The organism is Mycoplasma miroungigenitalium (genome assembly GCF_013008635.1).
In the GTDB taxonomy this organism is placed as follows: Bacteria; Bacillota_I; Bacilli_A; order Mycoplasmatales; family Metamycoplasmataceae; genus Mycoplasmopsis; species Mycoplasmopsis miroungigenitalium.
On sequence record NZ_CP053096.1, the window covers coordinates 144048 to 162769 of the forward strand.

Here is an 18722-nt window from a genome sequence, read left to right on the forward strand (position 1 = left end):
ACAAATAGTTAAACAACTTGATAAAATAAAATAACTAATTTAAAGGAGCAAAAATATGACAAATAAAAAAGAAGAAGAGATTTATTTAGCTCAGGAAACGCTTGATAAATATAAATCGGAGTATCACGAACTTGTAAACGTTAAAAGACCAGAAGTACAGGCAGCTCTTAAAGAAGCTCGTGCACAAGGTGACCTTTCAGAAAATGCCGAATACGATGCAGCTAGAGAAATGCAGGGTATTGTTGAGGCAAGAATCCGTGAATTAGAAGCAATTATTGAAAGAGCTGTTGTTATTACCAATGACGAAAGCAGAAGTTCTTCAAAAATTGGAGTTGGTGCAACTGTTACATACGAAAAAGTAGACACCAAAGAAATAAAAACAGTAACAATTATGGGTATTCACGATAGTGACCCTTTAAATGGAAAAATTTCAAATGAATCAGCACTAGCATTGGCGTTGGCCGATGGTAAGGTTGGTCAAATAGTTGAAGTTGACGCAATAACTAAATACAATATAAAAATAATAGATGTGGAATATAAGTAATTTAGGTTACTTTTTTTCATTAAATTTTAGAAAAAAATAGGGAGAAAATATGCTAATAGGAATAAGCGGAATGATTGGGAGCGGTAAAAGTGTCCTAACAAAAAAATTAATGACTCACTACAAATCATCAATGTTATTAAAAGAATTTGAAGAGGATGATGAAGTATTCAATCAATTTTTAGAATGATTGTACAATAAAACACCAAACCTAACAATAGGTTTTCAATCTTATGTTGTTGAAAACCACACATCTAAATTAGCCGATTTGTTTGATGAATTCAATAAATTAGGCAAAAAACATAACAAAGATCATATATTTTTAGATCGTTTCAGTATTGAACACTATATATTTGCTAGTGTTAATCTTTCATCAAAAGGACCTAAATACATGAAGGGCTATGATTCATTATTTACACATTTAATTACCAAAGATGAAACACCTGATTTGGCTATTTATTTAGATATGACCTTTGAAACATTCAAAAAACGCTTATTCTCGCGTGGCAGAAACGTCGAAACAGATAATTACGCAGCAAACGAAGCATATTTTAGAGAATTACATAGCGTATATCGCGAAACTTTTGAACATCAAGCTAAAAAATTTAATATGGATTTCATAATTCTTGATACTAATAATATGTCAGAACAAGAAGTTTTTGAAGCAGCTATTAAAATCATAGAAGAATTTGATTTCAGCAAGAAGGAACGTTTTAATAAATAATGGTTATAGGTATTAGTGGAATGATAGGTAGTGGAAAAAGTACTTTAGCAAAAGGATTAAACAACCACTACAAAAATTCAATATTATTGGAGGAATTTGAGGAAAACGATCCTGTTTTCAACACATTTCTAAGATGATTTTATGAACAAAAACAAAATATTGATATAGGTTTTCAATCTTTCATTATTGAAAGTTTGTCTGATTCATTTCAAAAATGTGTCAATAAATTCAATGAAAATAAATTAAACTGAAAAACTGATCATATATTTTTAGATAGATTTAATTTAGAGCATTATATTTTTGCAGTTATGACTCTAAAGTCAAAAAAACCTAAATATTTAAAAGGTTTCGACGCAATGTTTAGAAACTTAATCGATCCAAATGAAAATCCTGATTTAGCGATTTATATCGATATCAATTTTGACACTTTTAAAGAAAGAATAACAAAAAGAGGCCGTAAATCAGAAATTGATAACTATGAACAGAATGAAGAATATTTTAAAGAATTACATGCCTTATACAAGGATTTATTCGTAAACTTGATGAAGTCATTTAATATTCCCTTCGCTGTAATAGATTCCAACGGGAAAAACGACATACAAATATTAGGCGAAGCAATTGAAATCATTGAAAAATTCGATTTTAGTAAATCTAAACGTTATAATTACTAATAAGATAGCGAGGAAAAATGGATCAAAGATTTACTAAAATACTACTAACTAGAGATGAAATTGAATCTAAAATCAAAGAAATGGCTAATTGAGTCAATGAAACTTATAAAGATTCAACCAATTTAATTCTTGTTGGTTTATTGAAAGGGGCGGTACCTTTTTTAGCACAATTAATTAAAGATATAAACGTAGAGAATGAAGTTGCTTTTATGATAGCATCTAGTTATGAAGGAGGAAGCGCTTCAACCGGTAATGTTAAAATCGTAATGGATTTAGAAACTGACATTGAAGGTAGAGATGTATTAATCGTTGAAGATATTATAGATTCCGGTATTACACTACAAAAAATAAGTTCAATGTTAAAAAATAGACACCCTAAGAGTTACCGTATAATCACTTTATTAGACAAACCCCATAATCGTAAAGTTGATTTAAAACCAGATAAGGCGGCATTTGTTGTTCCCGACGAGTTTTTGGTAGGATATGGACTTGATTACGAAGAGAAATTCAGAGGAGCACCTTTTGTTGGGGTTTTTGACCCAAATAAAAAATAATTTCTAGAAATAGCATCGTCTTTATGATGCTGTTTTATTTTTAAATCGAACAAATATATAGCCAGAAAGCATTGTTAGTTATAACAACAAAATTTACTAGTATGAGTTTATTATCAGTGAATTTCGTCAAATTTATTTAATAATAAAATTTTAATTCGCTATATGTATAAATTGAAATATTTTGTTTTTTTATATAATGTAATTATTAAAAAGAGGTGAATACGAAACCATTTGTTAAATGAGCGGGGGCAAGACTAAATTAATATCTAAAATAAAGTCCATATGCCAACTAGATATATAGAACCTTTCATCGGAGGCGGAGCTCTTTTTTTCATATTCAGCCGAAAGACTTTATTATAAATGACATAAATAGCGAATTAATTAATACATACAAATGCTTCACAAATAAAAGAAATTACAATGGACTTATTAAAATTTTAGAAAATCACGCACTAAACCATAATGATGAATATTTCTACGAAATAAGATATCTCGATAGAGATTCTAATTTTTCATTACTCACACGACCAGAAAGAGCAGCCAGACTCATCTACCTTAATAAATCTTGTTTTAATGGTTTATATCGTGTAAATAAAAAAGGTTTTTTTAATGTGCCTTCAGGCAAAAAAAATATTGTTAAGCTTTTTGACAATGAAAATTTCGATTCAATATAGATTGCTAAACGGAAAAAATAAATATATTTATAACACTGATTTTGAGAAAGCGCTGAAACTAGCTCAAACAGGAGATTTTGTCTATTTAGACCCACCATATACAGATTCAAATGAACGAAATCTTTTACTTCATATACTAAAGACAACTTTTATATTTAGGAACAAATTAGACTGAAAAACATTGTTGATTCCTTGACAAAAAAGATGTAAAAGTCATGATTAGTAACCATTGTCTGATTTTATTAAGGAATTATTCAAGTTTACAATATAGAAACCATTTACGTGAAGAGATTAATAAGTTCAAACGTTAATACTCCCAGAGATGTAGAAGAAGTTTTAATAACTAACTATTAATTTTTGATAAAAAAGTTTTTTTCACGCTTATATATTAAATTCACTTAATAATTTTGAAACAAACAATAAGGAGCAAAATGAAGCTTAAATTTGAAGATTGACTAAAAACATTTAAATCTATATTGTTCTCATATGACTATTTTGTTGATTTTGCTAAAGTTCGCAGCAATGTAAATAAGATAAATAATGAATTAAGTAAAATTAATTCCTTAATAGGTTCTAAAAACATCAAGGAAGATTTTAGGAAAATAATTCTGAATAACGCAAAATTAGTTGAAATTTACCAATATTATTAGCAAAAAGAATAAAAAATAATGAATGCATAGAAGTGGCAAATGGAAAAAATATTTTAACAAATTTGAAAGTGAAAATCTTCAAAATTATGTTGATTTGATGAACAAAACAGGTTTTTTTAAAATTTTAGAACGTAAGTAAATCACAAATATTAAAGATTATATTTTTGGTCTTGAAGCGGGTTTGGACAGTAACGCTCGAAAAAATCGAGTTGGAAATTTAATGAAAGAGCTTGTTGAAAGCTCATTAATAAATTTTGGTTATGCTATTAATGAAAATTATTTAAATAAACAACTTTGTCAAATCTCGGTGTAGAAATTAATATCAAAAGTATACAAAATAAGAAAAATTGATTTTATTGTTTTCGTCGATAGAATTTACTATGCATAGAGTGTAATTTTTACAGCTCAGGTGGCTCAAAATTAAATTAAACAGCAAGAAGTTATAAAAATATAGCTATTGAAACCGCAAATGAAAAAAATTCAGATTCGTTTGAATTGCTGATGGAGTTGGTTGAAAAACAGCGAAAAACGCATTGAAAGAATCTTATGAAGCCTCAGATTAAGTATTTAATATCGAAGATATCAAGCAAAAATTACTTGTTGCTTATTTTAAAAATAAACAATTGTTAAAAAAATAAAATCCAGGCCTGCCTGAATTTTATTTTATTTATTTTTATTTTTTGTAATTCAATCCTAAAGCTTGCAACATAGGCATTAAGAAGAAGTTGAATGGTTTGTTAAAGTGTGGTAAGAAGAAAACGTCTGTTAAAGCAATTTCAGGCAATGTTAATCCTTTTTGAATTGCTAACGCAAACATGTAAACAGTTTCTGCGTGTACTGTGTTTCCTCACGAACCTAATTGTACACCTAATAGTTTCATTGTTTCTTTATCGTAAACAATGGTACATGCTACTTTTTCGGCATCATGCATAAATTCAGGTTTGTCCATGTCTGATCAGTGAACCGAAGCAGCATTTTCAAACCCGTTTGCTTTCGCCATTTCTTCGGTAAATCCAGTTCCGGCATAGTGGCAACCAAATACATTGATTGCATTAGTACCAGCAACACCTGGGAATGGAACGTTGACTCCTGCAATGTGTAGAGCAGCTACTAGACCTGATTTAACAGCATTTGTTGCTAGTGCAACGTGTCTGTTATCACCTGTTACAACGTGTTTTAGAGCACATGAATCACCCAATGCATAAATGTTTTCATCTGAAACTGATCTTTGGAATTCATCAACAACAATAGCGCCGTTGGCAATTTTTTCAACATCCAATACATCTGTTCTAGGTTTAAATCCGATGCACATTACAACTAGATCGGCTTTGTATTCACCTTTATCTGTAACTACAGATGAAACATCTTTACCGTTTTTAGATTTAAATTCTACAACTCTTTCGCCTAAAGCTAGTTTAACACCATCTTTAGCCATGTTTTGTTCCATAACTGATGTAAATTCTTCGCCGAAGTAATTGCTTGCAACTCTTGAATTAATATCAATTAATGTAACTTTTTTACCTTTGATGTGGAATGCTTCAACTAATTCAACACCAATGTATCCAGCTCCAACAACTATTACATCTTTAACTTTTGGATCGTTTGCATATTCAATAAGTTTTTGTGCGTGTTGGTAAAGTTTTGATAAAACAATGTTATTGTAATCAATACCTTTAATTTTCGGTTCGATAGGTCATGTACCACCAGCAAATACTAATTTGTCGTATTTATCTGTAAATGTCTTTCCATCTGCTAAATTAACTACAGTAACGGTTTTATTTTCTTTGTCAATTCCGATAACTTCGTGGTTAGTTTTTAGATTAACACCGTAATCGTTTTTCAAAATTTCAGGTGATGAATAGAATAAACCACCAGGTTCATTAAATTCACCAGCTACTCATACTGCAATCCCACATCCTAGGAATGATGTGTTTGTATTTCTGTCATAAGCAGTTATTTCGGCATCTTTATTAACTGTTTTTAAAGTTCTAATAAATGATGTTCCGGCATGGTTAGCTCCAACAATAATAATTTTCATAATTTGTCCTTTCATAAATATAAATATTTATACTTAAATTATATAAAACGATAGAAATTGAAAATAGAAAAAAACAAAAAAATAAGTGCATTAAAGACATTTATCTTTATATCCGGAAAATTATGAAACCCGTTTAAATACTATTAAATAAGGATTTAATTTTATAAAAGTTTATAATTTAATTAAATTAGAAAGTTTTGCCAACTTGTAATGTTGGGTTTTGCAAAAAATAGAATCATATGTATTTGCTAGATTAATATGTTTTTTGAATATTCTGTAGTTACAGTAAAACGGCGATGGGGAATGGAAGCTTTTTTAGACATATTATGCTGGTATTATTTTTTTAATATAACACTGTTGCGTATATTTAGTTTCTATAATCAACCAAAGTTGTAAATATAACTCGGACATATGGAAAAACATAAATTACAATCGCATTCATATATACCCAATTCTTAAAGTACCTGTTGAAGTTTTTGATAAATTCAATAAATCAACTAGAAAAATGTTTACTTTTTTAGTTATCCTGATAATTGTATTTTCATTTATGACTATAAGCCTTACAATCAGCTCAACACTAATTTATTTTAAATATAAAACGAAATTAGTCCAATAGTAGTTTTGTTAATTATATTCCCACTTTTAATATCAAATTGACCAATAAAATCATTAACGATAATGCATTTGAAAAATAACCGCTCCAAAAAATTAATAAAACTTTGATACAAACAGAATAGAGACTTAGGTCATCATAACGCAGAATTAACTAAACCCAAAAAATTAGTTTAATTTAAAAATATTATTTTAAACGAAGATTTTATATTGCAATTACCTGTGTATAAAAATATTAAAAAACACATTACAGAAAAGAAATTCTTGAAAACACATAAGAATTTTTATAAAAATGGTATGTTAGATTACATAGAATTATTTTATTTTTTTGCTTTTGGACTACAACAAAATAAAAATAAATTCTTTTCAATATAGTAAAAATTATAATTAATTTTTAATGGGAGAATTATCAAATAATTAAGAAATATCAGTCAGTACGACTTAAGATAATTCATAAATAGCGCTAAAATAAGACATTAATCTTCAAAATTAAACAACTCAATATACACAAAAATAAATTATTTTATAATTGTAGTGTGAATAATATAATAATTTATCTTTTAAATGCGAATTTTAAAAATACAATAACTCCATGATCGCTAATACACATAATAATTATAATTGCTGCTTTTACTGTTGCAATAGTTTTTGCATTATTTGTCGAAGCGAATCTTAAAAATCAAAGAATAGTAATCACGACTGTGTCTTGACTATTTATTATTACAGAAACATTTAAATGAATTTGTAAACAAGGATATGTTCAAAATGGAGTATTAAAGTGGCACTCATATTTAAATTACTTCCCTTTTTATATCTGTTCAATATTATTATTTCTAGGAATTATTTATACTGCCATTTGAACTAAAGAATTTCATAATTTTATTGTCAAATTTATTGCTCCATTTTATTCGCTTTTTGGGTGGTCAATGATAATCAGTATTGACTCAATTATGACAATCAATGTTTTTACTTTTTGACACAGTATTGTGTACCATTCGCTAATGGGAATTATTGGTTCGTGACTAATTTTGCGTAGAGCAGTTAAATTAAACATTAAAAACATTTTAATTGCTTGTGGCGTATGACTAGGTTGGATTATATTGGGTACTTATCTAAATATGTTTCAACATATACTTGAACAAAAAAACCTAATTCAACATACATGAAACATGTTTGTTTCTTCTCCTTTTGAACCGCCACTATTTGGTATTGAAATTATGAACCAATTATTTAATTGGAATTCAAATCCATGGTTACTAAATCCACTTTGAATTTGGCTAGGTATTTCAATAGGTGCAATCTTACTATGGATTTTTACTGATGCACTCAGATTTGTGTATGATAAGATAAATCTATTGGTTATTAATTTAAACAAAAATCACACTTACAATTAGGTTAAATCAATAATTGAAATAAAAAATCAATAAAACCGAATTGTTAGAATCATATTAAAAGACGGAAACCGACAACTTAGTTTATTTGTTTTTTAGATTACAAAAAACAACATCACTAATTATGAGATGTTGTTTTTCAAATTATTAAATTTTATGAGGAATTGAAATTCCTAATAGTTTCATTGAATTTTCCAAAACAATGTTTACTGATTTGACTAGAGCCAAAGAACTGATTTGGTCTTTTTTATCTATAATTTTTTCAGTATTTGAATATCATGAATTAAATTCTTTTGCTAATCTAATTGCATATTGGGTAAGTAAGTTAGTTACTAATTTATCAGCAGATTTTTCTATGATTTCAGGGAATTCTAACAATGTTGAAATTAATTTAATATCTGCTTCCTCTTCATATTTTTGGGCAATTAAATTAAACTCACTAGCATTGGCTTTTTCTAACAAAGCAAATGCCCTAGCATTTGAATATTGCACTAAAAATGAAGGGTTATCATTAGTTTTAGCTGTTGCTAAATCTATATCAAAATCTAGTTTAGTATTTGTTGTACGGTCTAACAAAATAAACCTTGCGGAGTCACTACCAACTAAATCTATGAATTCTCGTAATCAGAAACTAGTTCCTTTACGTTTTGACATCTTAAATTCTTCACCGTTTTTTATTAAACGTACGAGTTGCATACATAAAACTATTAATTTTTCAGAATCATGACCTAAATTTTTCATGGCTGATTCCATTCTTTTAACGTAGCCAGAGTGATCTGCCCCTCAAACATTTAATATAACTGGATCTTTACCATTTGAATTAAATTTAATATTGTGATAAGCGATATCAGGTAAAAAGTATGTATATGAACCGTCACTTTTAATCAAAACCCTATCTTTATCATCACCATCCAAGGTTGTTTTTAACCATAAAGCACCATCCTCAGTGTAAGTGTTTTGCAATTTACTCAATGTGTTTTTGATTAATTCGCTATTATTTTTATAAAGTGACTTTTCGCTGAAATATTTGTCGAAATGAACATTAAATCTCGATAAATCATGTTTAATTTGACCTAAAAATAAAGCAACGCTCTCTTGTTTGAAAATTTCTAATACTTCGTTTTCTAATTTGGAATCCCTGTATTTATCACCAAATTGTTTTTTAAATTCATTAGCTGCTCAGATAATATCTTCTCCGCGGTAAGCATCTTCAGGCATTGCAAATTCAGGGTTAAATATTTGTTGGTAACGAGAAAAAACACTTTGTGCTAATAAATTAATTTGATTACCTGCATCATTAATATAATATTCTCTAGTTACATTTAAACCACTGAATTCACAAATGTTTGCAATAGTTGAACCTATTGCAGCATTTCTGGCATGTCCAACATGCATAAAACCAGTTGGGTTCGCCGACACTCACTCAATATTAATATTGCCAGTTCTAATTCCTCTACCATAATTTTCACCAAGTTCTAGAATTTGATTTACTCCCGCAACGAAACTTGATTTTTTAATGAAAAAATTAATAAATCCTGGTCCTGCTATTTCAATATTTGATATACTAAGTTCATCTTTACATACATTAATTTTTTCAACTATTTTTTGCGCTAAATCTAAAGGCTTAATTCCTTTGTTACCCATCGCCATGTTAGTTGTCAAATCGCCATGATCTTTAGGTTCGATTAAAACCACCTCACGGCTAATCTTTAATTCATTTGCTATTTTATTCAATTCAGTTAGTAATAAATCTTTAATTTGTGTTTTAGTCATAGTTTCATTATACTTTCTATATTTATAAATTTTAATAAAAAACTCGCGGAAGCGAGTGTTTTTTTGAACTATTTTCTTAGGTTTAGTTCTGTTAATGCTTTGCTGTATAAATCAAAGTCATCTTTTTTAAGTTTTGCTAATAAAACACGACGTTTTGAAATTTTAGCTAAGAAACCACGACGCGAGTGGTTGTCTTTAGGGTTGTTTGCAAAGTGTTGTTTTAAATCTTCGATTTCAGCTGTTAAGATAGCGATTTGTACAAATGAACTACCTGTATCTTTAGCATTTTTACCGTATTTAGCAACTAATTCTGCTTTTTGGTTTTTTGTAATCATAATAATCTCCTTTATTATGTTTTGTCCAAGTGAAAATTCCATGATTTTACCTAGAACAAAATTTATTTAATTTTTACTGTAATATCTTACCACAATATTTAAATTTTTAAATTATTTATAATTTTGTGATTGGAATATAAAATATTCTTTACTGCGCTCAAAATCTTCAGTAATTGATTCTTCAAGAGAATTAGGTAAAAAAGGTCTCAGTAGCATATTCACGGTTATTTTGCAATTAAATGTAGATAATGATTTTCAGTCAAAATCAATCATCTCAATGGTTCTTGAACCATTATTCTTAACCAAAAGTAAACAATAATAATACAAGTCATCCACTTCGATATTTGCGCAATAAACACCAGGTCTCATTTTAACGAGTTTAGAATCAAATTCTAGTAATAACTCGTTATTAATTTTAGTAATTTTCGAATTGAATCCGAATTTAAAAAGATTGAGAAAATTAACTAAGTCTAAGTCTCCGGATAAAACACATTCTTTTATAAAAGATGTTGAAATTTTATGCTCACCATTCAACTTCATTAATTCAACTGCATGAAAGTTATTATTGAGTAAGCTATCTAAAGTTTTAATATTGCCGCTAGCATTAAGCCCAAATCTAAAATCAGTACCAGTTACAATGTCGTAATCAGTTTGGTTTTTTACAATTTTGTCAATAAATTCTTTGGGCGATAATTGTCGAATTTCAATGTATTTTAATTGAAGAGCGATATTGAAGCCAATTCCGGCAAAAGCTTGCAGTCTAAATAAATGGTCAGTAAAAACACCTGTATTATTTTTAGGCAAGTTTTCAACATCGTCGAAATAAACGATTACAATATCTCTTTGCCCTTTACTCAATTCTTTTGCTTTTTCAAAAAGCATATTGTGTCCTGCGTGAAAGGATTCAAAAGAGCCAATCATAAAGATTGGCTTATTCAAAGTAGGTAAATTGTTTAAATTATATACATGTAATGACATGATTTTATTATATGTTATTTTATTAAATTTAACTCTTTTAATTTTCAATATGCACCATCAACATTAACACTTTTAGCAACATCTCTCGCAACAAGTTTTAGATATTCATCGGCATCCTCCATTGCTACACCATAAGCTGCATCTTTTAGCATTTCATAATCGTTTGAGCTATCGCCGAAAGCTATTACATTATTGTGGTTATTTAGATCTAAATAATTAGCTAATCATTGAATTGTATGAGATTTTGTGACACCTTTAGGGCAAACAAATACACCTTTGTGTCATGAAGAATTAATTTCAAGCGGCATATCATGTTTTTCGATAATTTCATTAATAGCTTCAATTACCGCATCAGTTCCCTCTTGATTTTCTGTTTGAATAGTGATGATGTGAAGGTGATTTTTATCCATGATGTTTCAGTTCATTGGTTTCATTTTTTTGTTATGAGGTCTTAAAAATCATGTGTCTAAATTCATTCCTGGAGTATGGTAACAATAGTTTAAATCCGTAACTGTTAGACCTTTATATTCGGGAATTGAAGATAATTCCTCATATAAAGTTTTTAAATCTTTAAACGCTATTGTTTTTTCAAAGATTATTTTCTTAGATTTAAGGTCATAAACAAACATACCATTAGCACCAATAAAAAAGTCTAAATCTTCAGCTTTATCCATTAAGCTTCCAATAGTAACAAATTCTCTAGCAGTGGCCAACGTAGAATAAATGTTGCTTTCTTTTAATTTAGTAAACATTAAAGAAACAGTGTCACTAAATTCTGGCTGTTCATACGGCAATAAAGTACCATCAATGTCAAATGCTGCTAATTTAATATTTTCTCTAAGTGCTGATTTTGTCATATTTACTCCTTTTTAAACAACCGGTTGCCAAATATTTTTTTTACTTTAGCTTTATTTTGGTTGATTACTATAATCCCTAATACCATATCTTGTGTGTTTTGGGAAGTGAGTAAATAAGTTCCGTCATCTGCATTTATATCTATTATTTGTCCTTTTGACAGAAGTTCTAATTGGGCGTTATTTACTATAATATTTCCCAACTCCACAAGGGGTAGGACATTTATTATAGCAATATAATTATTTTTCGAAAGTAGATTTTTATGTAATCCTGAAATCTCAATTCGTTCCAGCTCTAACATAAAAGACACTGTCCCAAACGCTCGTCCAATATCATTTGCAAGTGAACGAATATAAGTACCATTGCTAACTGATAACTCAACTGTCAATTGTTGTTTTTGTTTGTCAAATTCAATCAGTTTTACGTTGTTTACTGATATTTTTTGAGATTTTAATTGAACGGCTTTATTTTTGCGGGCCAAATCATAGCTTCTGACACCATCTACTTTTTTAGCGCTAAATATGGGAGGGATTTGTGTTGTTTGATTACTTAATCAACTTAATAAATCCTGAACTTGACTTGATTTAATTTTCACTGCTGAAACATCAGTGATATCACCTTCTGAATCATAGGTTGAAGTGGCTTTACCAAATTGAATTGTGGTTATATATGTTTTGTTTTTGTTAGCTACATATGAAATTAGTTTTGTTTCTTCATCGGTAGCAACCAATAATAAACCACTAGCTAGCGGGTCTAATGTGCCGGTATGTCCTATTTTTTTTATCTTGTGTTGACGAGCAAAATCTCTTATGCAACTAAATGATGAAATACCTTTTGGCTTATAAACTAAATAAAACATATTTGACTCCTTAAAAGAAATATCGCCTGTGGCGATATTGTTATGCTATAAAATCGTTAATACCAGGGAAGATTTGTTCATCGTGTCCAGGTAGAACTCAATATTTATTTTTGTAACGTTTTTTGATTCCTGTTTGACGTTTGATTTCCAATTTGCTTCATATTTTCATTGTAATAAATATTGAAGTATATATTGATGCGACAGAACCAAACAATAAAATCAAGGTAAATGATGGATTAATTGAATTAAAGAAAATTAACATAATAATACATATTGCCATTATCGTAAACATGCTGTACATACTACGTTTCATATTTGCGTTTATCGCTTCCTTAGCGATGCTTTCAACATCCTCTTTTTCAATGAAATCTGTATGATAATTTAACCCGTGTAATTCTTTTGCTTTAGCAGCTAATAGCAATTTGTCTTTAACGCTAATAACCATAATCGCAATAAAAGCAGTGATTGCTAATACATTTAACTGGATTCGTGCTAATGCAACAAAAGATAGAGTTAGCAGAATCTCAAATATAATTGAGGCCGAAATAGCAATTGCATAAGTTCATTTGTATCTAATTAGAACATAAACTGAAATAATAATTCAGGCCGCAAGTAATGCATATGAAGTAGTCGATATTAATGATAGAGACTGATTTGCGTTGACACCGTAGCTCATTACATCGATACCGGTAAAAGTCTTATGTAAACTATCTGAGATGTTTTTTAATTGAATATTGTCAAAAAACTGAGTTGTTTGAATAACCAATTTAAATGATGTATTATCAGAATTTAGTGAATTAATTTTCAATACATTATTAATGTTTTCGATGCCAAACTGAGAGGCGTTTGTTTGTAAATGAGATGAAATTTGGTCAGCGATTGCTTTATTGATTGAAGAATCAGGAGCAGCTTGAATAGTGATGTTAGTACCACCATGGAAATCAAATGATCTAGAAAATCCAGCGGCAACATCTTTGTTTATTCCAGCAAAAGTTGCGTATACAACCATAGAAATAAAGATAAAGGCGAAAGCAGCAATAATAAATCACTTGGCGTTTTTTAAGTAATTAAAATTAGCTAACTTATTTTCCTTTTTAATTGACATCTTATTGGGTCTAACACCTAAAAGTTGAGGTTTATTAATAAACACTTTTGAATTTACTAATAATAAAGCAGCTAGTCTAGTAATTAATAAAGTTGCAATTAATACTCCAATTATTGAAAACACCAATGAAATACCAAAGGTTCTTACGGTTTGAGAACCGAAATAAAACGCCATAAATGAAATCAATAAAGTTAATATTAATGAATCGGAAATAGGTTGAAGAGTTGCCCGTCTGGTGGTTCCGACAGCTTTTCTCATTTTTTCACCTTTATAAATTTCTTGTTTTAATCTTGAATACGTTATGACACTCATGTCGAAACATATTCCCATTCCGACGATTATTGAACCAAGTGCGACAGGAGAATATTCTCCGCGAAGTACTGAAAATAGAGACATTGTGATAAAAATATACAACGCCATTGATATAGTACTTAAAGCACCTAAAAGTCCATAATTAATCATTAATATGATTGCAATTAAGGTGAAACATAGACCAATTGCAATTAAAGATATTTCATAACCTGAGTTAAAAATGTTGTGATCAGAACCGCTATCTAAATTAATATAGTTGCTCGAAATTACTTTCAATTCGTATTTAGCTGTACCGAAGTTTATTTCTTCAGCTAATTTTTGAGCTGATGATTGTTGTAATGGTTGTCCTGACGCATTAGAAGGTATTACAAAACTATCTCCATTAAGCGATCTGTTAACTCCAATTTTATTTATTAGATAACTTTCTGCATTGATTGAATTTGATTTTAGTATGCTACCTTCAGGATTTTCACCAACATAAACAAAATTGTAAGGATTATTCATAGCTTTATCTCATTCTGCCGAATAATCTTTTTTCGCTTTTCTTATTAAGTCGCCAAGGTTTAATCAAGTTAATAAGTAATTTTTACCTTGACCTTTTTTAGCTAAATACTCAGTGGCCTTAGTCCATTCTATTTCAGCGGCTTTGGAAGCTAGTTGTACTTCAACGCCGAAATAATTGTTTTGTCCTGTAAAAGTTGATTTTGCAGATTTAATAGGAGGTACAAAAGTTTTTAATAAATCGGCATTATCAAATTCTTTATTTCAATCGATTTTATTATTTTCATTCGGTTTCACAAAAACGTTATTTCTGAATAAAGGTTGACCATCAATGTCGGTGAAAATCATAGTTGATTTAGTTGTAATTACATTTTCTAATGTCTTGCGATCATTAGCACTCAAATCACCATTTTTTGATAATTTGATTTTGTCCCTTCCCTCTTCGGTTACAGCAGCTCCAAATTCAACGCCACCGCCAATTCTATTTTGCAGAGATTTTGCAATTGATTTTGTTGGTGTCTTAGAATCATTGTTTTCGATTTGAACCAAAAATTCTTGACCTCCCCCATATTCAATTGATTTATTTACATTTTTGGATGTATATAAAACTGATCCAGTTACTACTGTTGTAACAGCAGCTGTAACGATAAAAAACGAAAGAAATCATCTTTTTCAGCCCGATAAGGTGAAAAATTTCTTTCACGCAGAGGATTTAAATATACCTTTAAAGAATTCAACTATTTTTTTCATAAGTTTTTATATTATATAATAAGTATTAATTTAAATCTTAATATTTAACTTTTTTTATAATTTTCAGGATTAATTATTGATAATGATTTATTTAATTTTGCGATAAATAAATAAAGAAAAAAAATAGAGTAACTATTACTCTATTAATCTTGTCTATAATTTTTTAAAACGTATAGTGTACCCTTTTGAGTTATTTTTCTACCCCTAGGACTTTTTTCAATTAATTTAAAATACAACAATAAAGGTTCAATCTCATAAAGTATATTTTCCTTTTGAAAATTAAGTATCCCAACTAATGAATCAAGCGATGCGGATGAATCTGGAAATACGTCATTTAAAACTCTCAGATATTCCAAATGCTCTCTCCCTAAACCAAATTCAAATAATTCTAAATATTTGAAAGTCTGTCGTACGGTTTTGGTAGTTAAAATTTTTTCCTTATTTTTTATTGCAAAATCATAAATTCTTTTCAATAAATTTAGTGCAACTCTTGGTGTTGCTTTTGAATGTTGAGCAATAATCAGTAATAACTTTTCATCGGTTTGAATATCAAAATTATTACTGATATTCAGTAGTATTCGTAAAATATCTTCATCTTTATATGGGTTAAGTCTACCCTTAAATCCGAATCTGTCTTTTAGGGGTTGACTCAATAAATTAATTTTTGTCGTCGCTCCAATCAAAGTGAACGGTTTTAAGTTCATGCGCATAACTTTTGAATCACCTTCTGGTCCGATAATTATATCTATTTTAAAATCTTCCATAGCGGAATATAATAATTCTTCAACATTTTTATTGATACTGTGAATTTCATCAATGAAAACTATATCTCCAGAATTAACATGGGCAAAAATGCTTAATATATCAGATTTTTTTTCTAATAATGAACCTTGAAGGTAATGAACCTTAGCATTTAATTCATTACCTATAATCGTCGCCAAGGTAGTTTTACCAGTTCCCGGCGGACCATAAAAAAGAATATGGTCTAGAGGCTCATTTCTGTGTTTTGAACCTTGAATCATAGTTTTCAAGGTGGTAATTAATTTTGTTTGTCCTATGAATTCGACAAAATTACTGGGTCGTAAATGTTGGGGCTTCATTTTCAAGTTGTTTTCCCGTTAATTCATACATTGCTTGTTGAATAATAACTTCAACATCATTAGATAAAGGCACATTATTAAGCGCTTGATCAATTTGTTTTGGCTGAAATCCGAGTGTTTTTAATGTTGTTTTTGCTTCATCTAGCACGTTAGAAGTTTTAGAAATTTCTTGAGCTTTTTTATTGTTAATCATTTTAGATCACTTATCACTCAATTCTGCAACAGCCAATCTGGCAACCTTTGGATTTAGGTAAGGAGTTTTTACTAATCCATCAAGGTCGCCAAGCACAAGCATACTTGCAATTTTTTCTCATCCAACATTCAACATATTAAAAGCTACTCTTGGTCCCACCCCACTGAGCGAAATTAAATCAATAAATAATAACCTTTCTTTAAATTCTTTAAAGGCGTATGTTGCATTATAGTAATCATTTTTAATTTCAAACAAATATAATTTAATTTTTTGTTTTGGTTCAATTCTTTCGTGTTGAGGCATTATCAAACTGTAACCAACTCCCCCAGATTCAAAAATAATGTTTGAGTTATTTTTATAGATTACTTCCCCAATTCTATATAAAATCATTTATCTCCTTATTTAATTAGGTATTGATTCACTTATCTTTTTTATAATAAGTAAATCATTTTGTTAAGACATAAATTCTTAACTGTAACAAAAAAGATTCCATTTTTTTATCCATTTTTTTCCTTTCTTTTTTCTTACAATTACATATTACAATGCTTTAATAACTAATTTTTATCAACTTTTTCCATTTATATTATGTGGATAAATTACTGCACAATTGACATATTCAACATAAAATTAGGAAGTTAAGGAATGGCGGTATAACTATAAAATTAGGTGGATATTTTAAAATAGATAATAAAAAAATATCGCGGATGCGATATTTGGTGCTAATACATATGGTGCGCGAGGAGGGACTTGAACCCTCACGCCGTGAAGCACTAGAGCCTAAATCTAGCGTGTCTGCCAATTTCACCACTCGCGCAAAATGGTGCCGGCTATAGGACTCGAACCTACGACCTACTGATTACAAGTCAGTTGCTCTACCAACTGAGCTAAGCCGGCGCATATTTGCAAATACATTATATACATTTTTTTGTTTTTGCAAATAAAAAAAATATTTATTTTAATTACGCTAAATGTATTTTATTATTTTAAATAATTGTATAAAAAAGTCAACATGATTGTTGACAAAAATATTATTTTTTATGTTCTAATTTTGCACTTAATGCAACTCTATTTCAAGCATTCATAGAAATTGCAACCATAATTAATCTAGCGATTTCATCTTCTGTAAAATATTCTCATAGTTTTGAATATGTTACATCTGTAAGACCTTGATTTGAAATATACGCGATTTCTTCAGTCATTGATAAAATCGCTTTTTCCTTATCACTAAATAGTGGCGATTCTTGTCACGCTGGAAGCGCATATAATCTTCTTGGCGTTTCGCCTGCGTCTAGAGCTACTTTTGTATGTACTTCAATACAGTAAGCACATTTGTTGATTTGTGATGTTCTAATTTTAATTAATTCAACTAAAATTAAGTCTAATCCTTTAGTTTTTAAATATTCAGAAACATCATTTAGACCTTCTAATAATTTCGGGTCATTTTTTGCGATAATTACTCTTTTTGTCATATTTTTTCTCCTATAAACAATTTTTACACAAGAACTTTAAATTGCAAATAAAAAAATAAAAACTAGCAAGGCTAGTTTGGTGTATTTAAACAAATGGTAGAGAATAAGGGGCTCGAACCCATGACCTACGCCTTGTAAGGGCGCCGCTCTCCCAACTGAGCTAATTCTCCAAATGGCAGTCTGTACGGGGATCGAACCCGTGTATGCATGGATGAAAACCATGTGTGTTAACCGCTTCACCAACAGACCATAATGGCGCCGATTGCGGGGATCGAACCTGCGACCAACTGGTTAACAGCCAGCTGCTCTACCGCTGAGCTAAATCGGCACTGAAAATATGCTTAATTATTATAACTAAAAATAATTTTTGCAAAATATTTTTTTATTTTTTTTCACATATTTTCGACTTTATCGAAATAAATTATTAATTTTATTTCTTAGGTGCTTTCGCAAATGGAGCAAACGAGGGGAATCGAACCCCCATTACTAGCATGGCAAGCTAGAATTTTGCCATTAAATTACGTTTGCAATTGCATTAAAATAATAATATATTTATACAAAAAACAAAATAAAAAATTAAAAAAAATTATTTTCGATCCCTTTACTTATTATATATGCGACTAAAACTGCAATTTTA

Annotated in this window: 19 protein-coding genes and 6 tRNA genes; 8 read left to right on the forward strand and 17 right to left on the reverse strand. The window is 29.3% G+C overall.

The genetic code is table 4. The features are described from left to right. The first annotated feature begins 55 nt into the window (after nucleotides 1-55). The 8 genes from greA to HLA87_RS03660 all read left to right on the forward strand — a co-directional run bounded on the left by greA (nucleotide 56) and on the right by HLA87_RS03660 (nucleotide 4127). On the forward strand, nucleotides 56-544 hold the full coding sequence (gene greA / locus HLA87_RS00645; RefSeq protein WP_171110936.1) for a transcription elongation factor GreA: 489 nt from the start codon (nucleotides 56-58) through the stop codon (nucleotides 542-544). A gap of 49 nt (nucleotides 545-593) precedes the next feature. Further along, nucleotides 594-1265, forward strand: coding sequence for a deoxynucleoside kinase (locus tag HLA87_RS00650; protein ID WP_171110938.1), 672 nt, complete (start codon nucleotides 594-596; stop codon nucleotides 1263-1265). Beyond that, nucleotides 1265-1936, forward strand: coding sequence for a deoxynucleoside kinase (locus tag HLA87_RS00655; protein WP_171110939.1), 672 nt, complete (start codon nucleotides 1265-1267; stop codon nucleotides 1934-1936). Before HLA87_RS00650 ends, HLA87_RS00655 begins: the two co-directional genes overlap by 1 nt. Nucleotides 1937-1953: 17 nt before the next feature. Continuing rightward, complete coding sequence (hpt, locus tag HLA87_RS00660; protein WP_171110941.1) at nucleotides 1954-2490, forward strand: hypoxanthine phosphoribosyltransferase; 537 nt, start codon at nucleotides 1954-1956, stop codon at nucleotides 2488-2490. Nucleotides 2491-2825: 335 nt separating this feature from the next. Beyond that, nucleotides 2826-3164, forward strand: coding sequence for a DNA adenine methylase (locus HLA87_RS03650; protein ID WP_419538406.1), 339 nt, complete (start codon nucleotides 2826-2828; stop codon nucleotides 3162-3164). Continuing rightward, entirely contained in the window at nucleotides 3142-3387 is a 246-nt protein-coding gene (locus HLA87_RS03655; protein ID WP_171110943.1) for a DNA adenine methylase, read from the forward strand. The genes HLA87_RS03650 and HLA87_RS03655 overlap by 23 nt, the downstream gene beginning before the upstream one ends. 208 nt (nucleotides 3388-3595) lie before the next feature. Beyond that, nucleotides 3596-3814, forward strand: a complete 219-nt coding sequence (locus tag HLA87_RS00675) for a DpnII family type II restriction endonuclease (protein ID WP_171110945.1) — start codon at nucleotides 3596-3598, stop codon at nucleotides 3812-3814. 148 nt (nucleotides 3815-3962) lie between these two features. Further along, nucleotides 3963-4127: a DpnII family type II restriction endonuclease gene (locus HLA87_RS03660; RefSeq protein ID WP_373422610.1), complete on the forward strand. Its 165-nt coding sequence runs from the start codon at nucleotides 3963-3965 to the stop codon at nucleotides 4125-4127. A 360-nt stretch (nucleotides 4128-4487) separates the two neighbouring features. Here HLA87_RS03660 and HLA87_RS00685 read toward each other — a convergent pair whose 3' ends face one another. The 17 genes from HLA87_RS00685 to HLA87_RS00765 all read right to left on the reverse strand — a co-directional run bounded on the left by HLA87_RS00685 (nucleotide 4488) and on the right by HLA87_RS00765 (nucleotide 18613). After that, a complete protein-coding gene (locus HLA87_RS00685; protein ID WP_171110950.1) occupies nucleotides 4488-5852 on the reverse strand; it encodes an FAD-dependent oxidoreductase in 1365 nt (454 codons plus the stop codon). Nucleotides 5853-7368: 1516 nt separating this feature from the next. Beyond that, nucleotides 7369-7518, reverse strand: a complete 150-nt coding sequence (locus HLA87_RS00690; protein ID WP_171110952.1) for a hypothetical protein — start codon at nucleotides 7516-7518, stop codon at nucleotides 7369-7371. A 484-nt stretch (nucleotides 7519-8002) separates the two neighbouring features. Beyond that, the gene (gene argS, locus HLA87_RS00695) at nucleotides 8003-9628 is read right to left on the reverse strand and encodes an arginine--tRNA ligase (RefSeq protein WP_171110954.1); all 1626 of its coding nucleotides are present in this window, start codon (nucleotides 9626-9628) and stop codon (nucleotides 8003-8005) included. Between the two features lie 68 nt (nucleotides 9629-9696). Beyond that, nucleotides 9697-9963: a 30S ribosomal protein S15 gene (rpsO, locus tag HLA87_RS00700; RefSeq protein WP_171110956.1), complete on the reverse strand. Its 267-nt coding sequence runs from the start codon at nucleotides 9961-9963 to the stop codon at nucleotides 9697-9699. Between the two features lie 111 nt (nucleotides 9964-10074). Continuing rightward, complete coding sequence (locus HLA87_RS00705; RefSeq protein ID WP_171110958.1) at nucleotides 10075-10941, reverse strand: FAD synthase; 867 nt, start codon at nucleotides 10939-10941, stop codon at nucleotides 10075-10077. Between the two features lie 14 nt (nucleotides 10942-10955). Further along, on the reverse strand, nucleotides 10956-11798 hold the full coding sequence (locus tag HLA87_RS00710; RefSeq protein ID WP_171110959.1) for a YcsE-related riboflavin metabolism phosphatase: 843 nt from the start codon (nucleotides 11796-11798) through the stop codon (nucleotides 10956-10958). A 2-nt stretch (nucleotides 11799-11800) separates the two neighbouring features. Next, complete coding sequence (truB, locus tag HLA87_RS00715) at nucleotides 11801-12655, reverse strand: tRNA pseudouridine(55) synthase TruB (protein WP_171110961.1); 855 nt, start codon at nucleotides 12653-12655, stop codon at nucleotides 11801-11803. Between the two features lie 40 nt (nucleotides 12656-12695). Continuing rightward, nucleotides 12696-15323, reverse strand: a complete 2628-nt coding sequence (gene secDF / locus HLA87_RS00720; RefSeq protein ID WP_171110964.1) for a protein translocase subunit SecDF — start codon at nucleotides 15321-15323, stop codon at nucleotides 12696-12698. A gap of 143 nt (nucleotides 15324-15466) precedes the next feature. Then, complete coding sequence (gene ruvB / locus HLA87_RS00725; protein WP_171110966.1) at nucleotides 15467-16423, reverse strand: Holliday junction branch migration DNA helicase RuvB; 957 nt, start codon at nucleotides 16421-16423, stop codon at nucleotides 15467-15469. Beyond that, entirely contained in the window at nucleotides 16395-17006 is a 612-nt protein-coding gene (gene ruvA / locus HLA87_RS00730) for a Holliday junction branch migration protein RuvA (protein WP_171110968.1), read from the reverse strand. The genes ruvB and ruvA overlap by 29 nt, the downstream gene beginning before the upstream one ends. A 339-nt stretch (nucleotides 17007-17345) precedes the next feature. After that, nucleotides 17346-17430, reverse strand: a tRNA-Leu gene (locus HLA87_RS00735). A 4-nt stretch (nucleotides 17431-17434) separates the two neighbouring features. Further along, nucleotides 17435-17510, reverse strand: a tRNA-Thr gene (locus HLA87_RS00740). Between the two features lie 134 nt (nucleotides 17511-17644). Further along, nucleotides 17645-18085, reverse strand: a complete 441-nt coding sequence (locus tag HLA87_RS00745) for a carboxymuconolactone decarboxylase family protein (protein WP_171110969.1) — start codon at nucleotides 18083-18085, stop codon at nucleotides 17645-17647. A gap of 94 nt (nucleotides 18086-18179) precedes the next feature. Next, nucleotides 18180-18255: transfer RNA gene (locus HLA87_RS00750), tRNA-Val, on the reverse strand. A 3-nt stretch (nucleotides 18256-18258) separates the two neighbouring features. Next, a tRNA-Glu gene (locus tag HLA87_RS00755) sits at nucleotides 18259-18334 on the reverse strand. Between the two features lie 4 nt (nucleotides 18335-18338). Further along, a tRNA-Asn gene (locus tag HLA87_RS00760) sits at nucleotides 18339-18413 on the reverse strand. 126 nt (nucleotides 18414-18539) lie between these two features. Next, nucleotides 18540-18613: transfer RNA gene (locus HLA87_RS00765), tRNA-Gly, on the reverse strand. Nucleotides 18614-18722 lie beyond the last annotated feature (109 nt).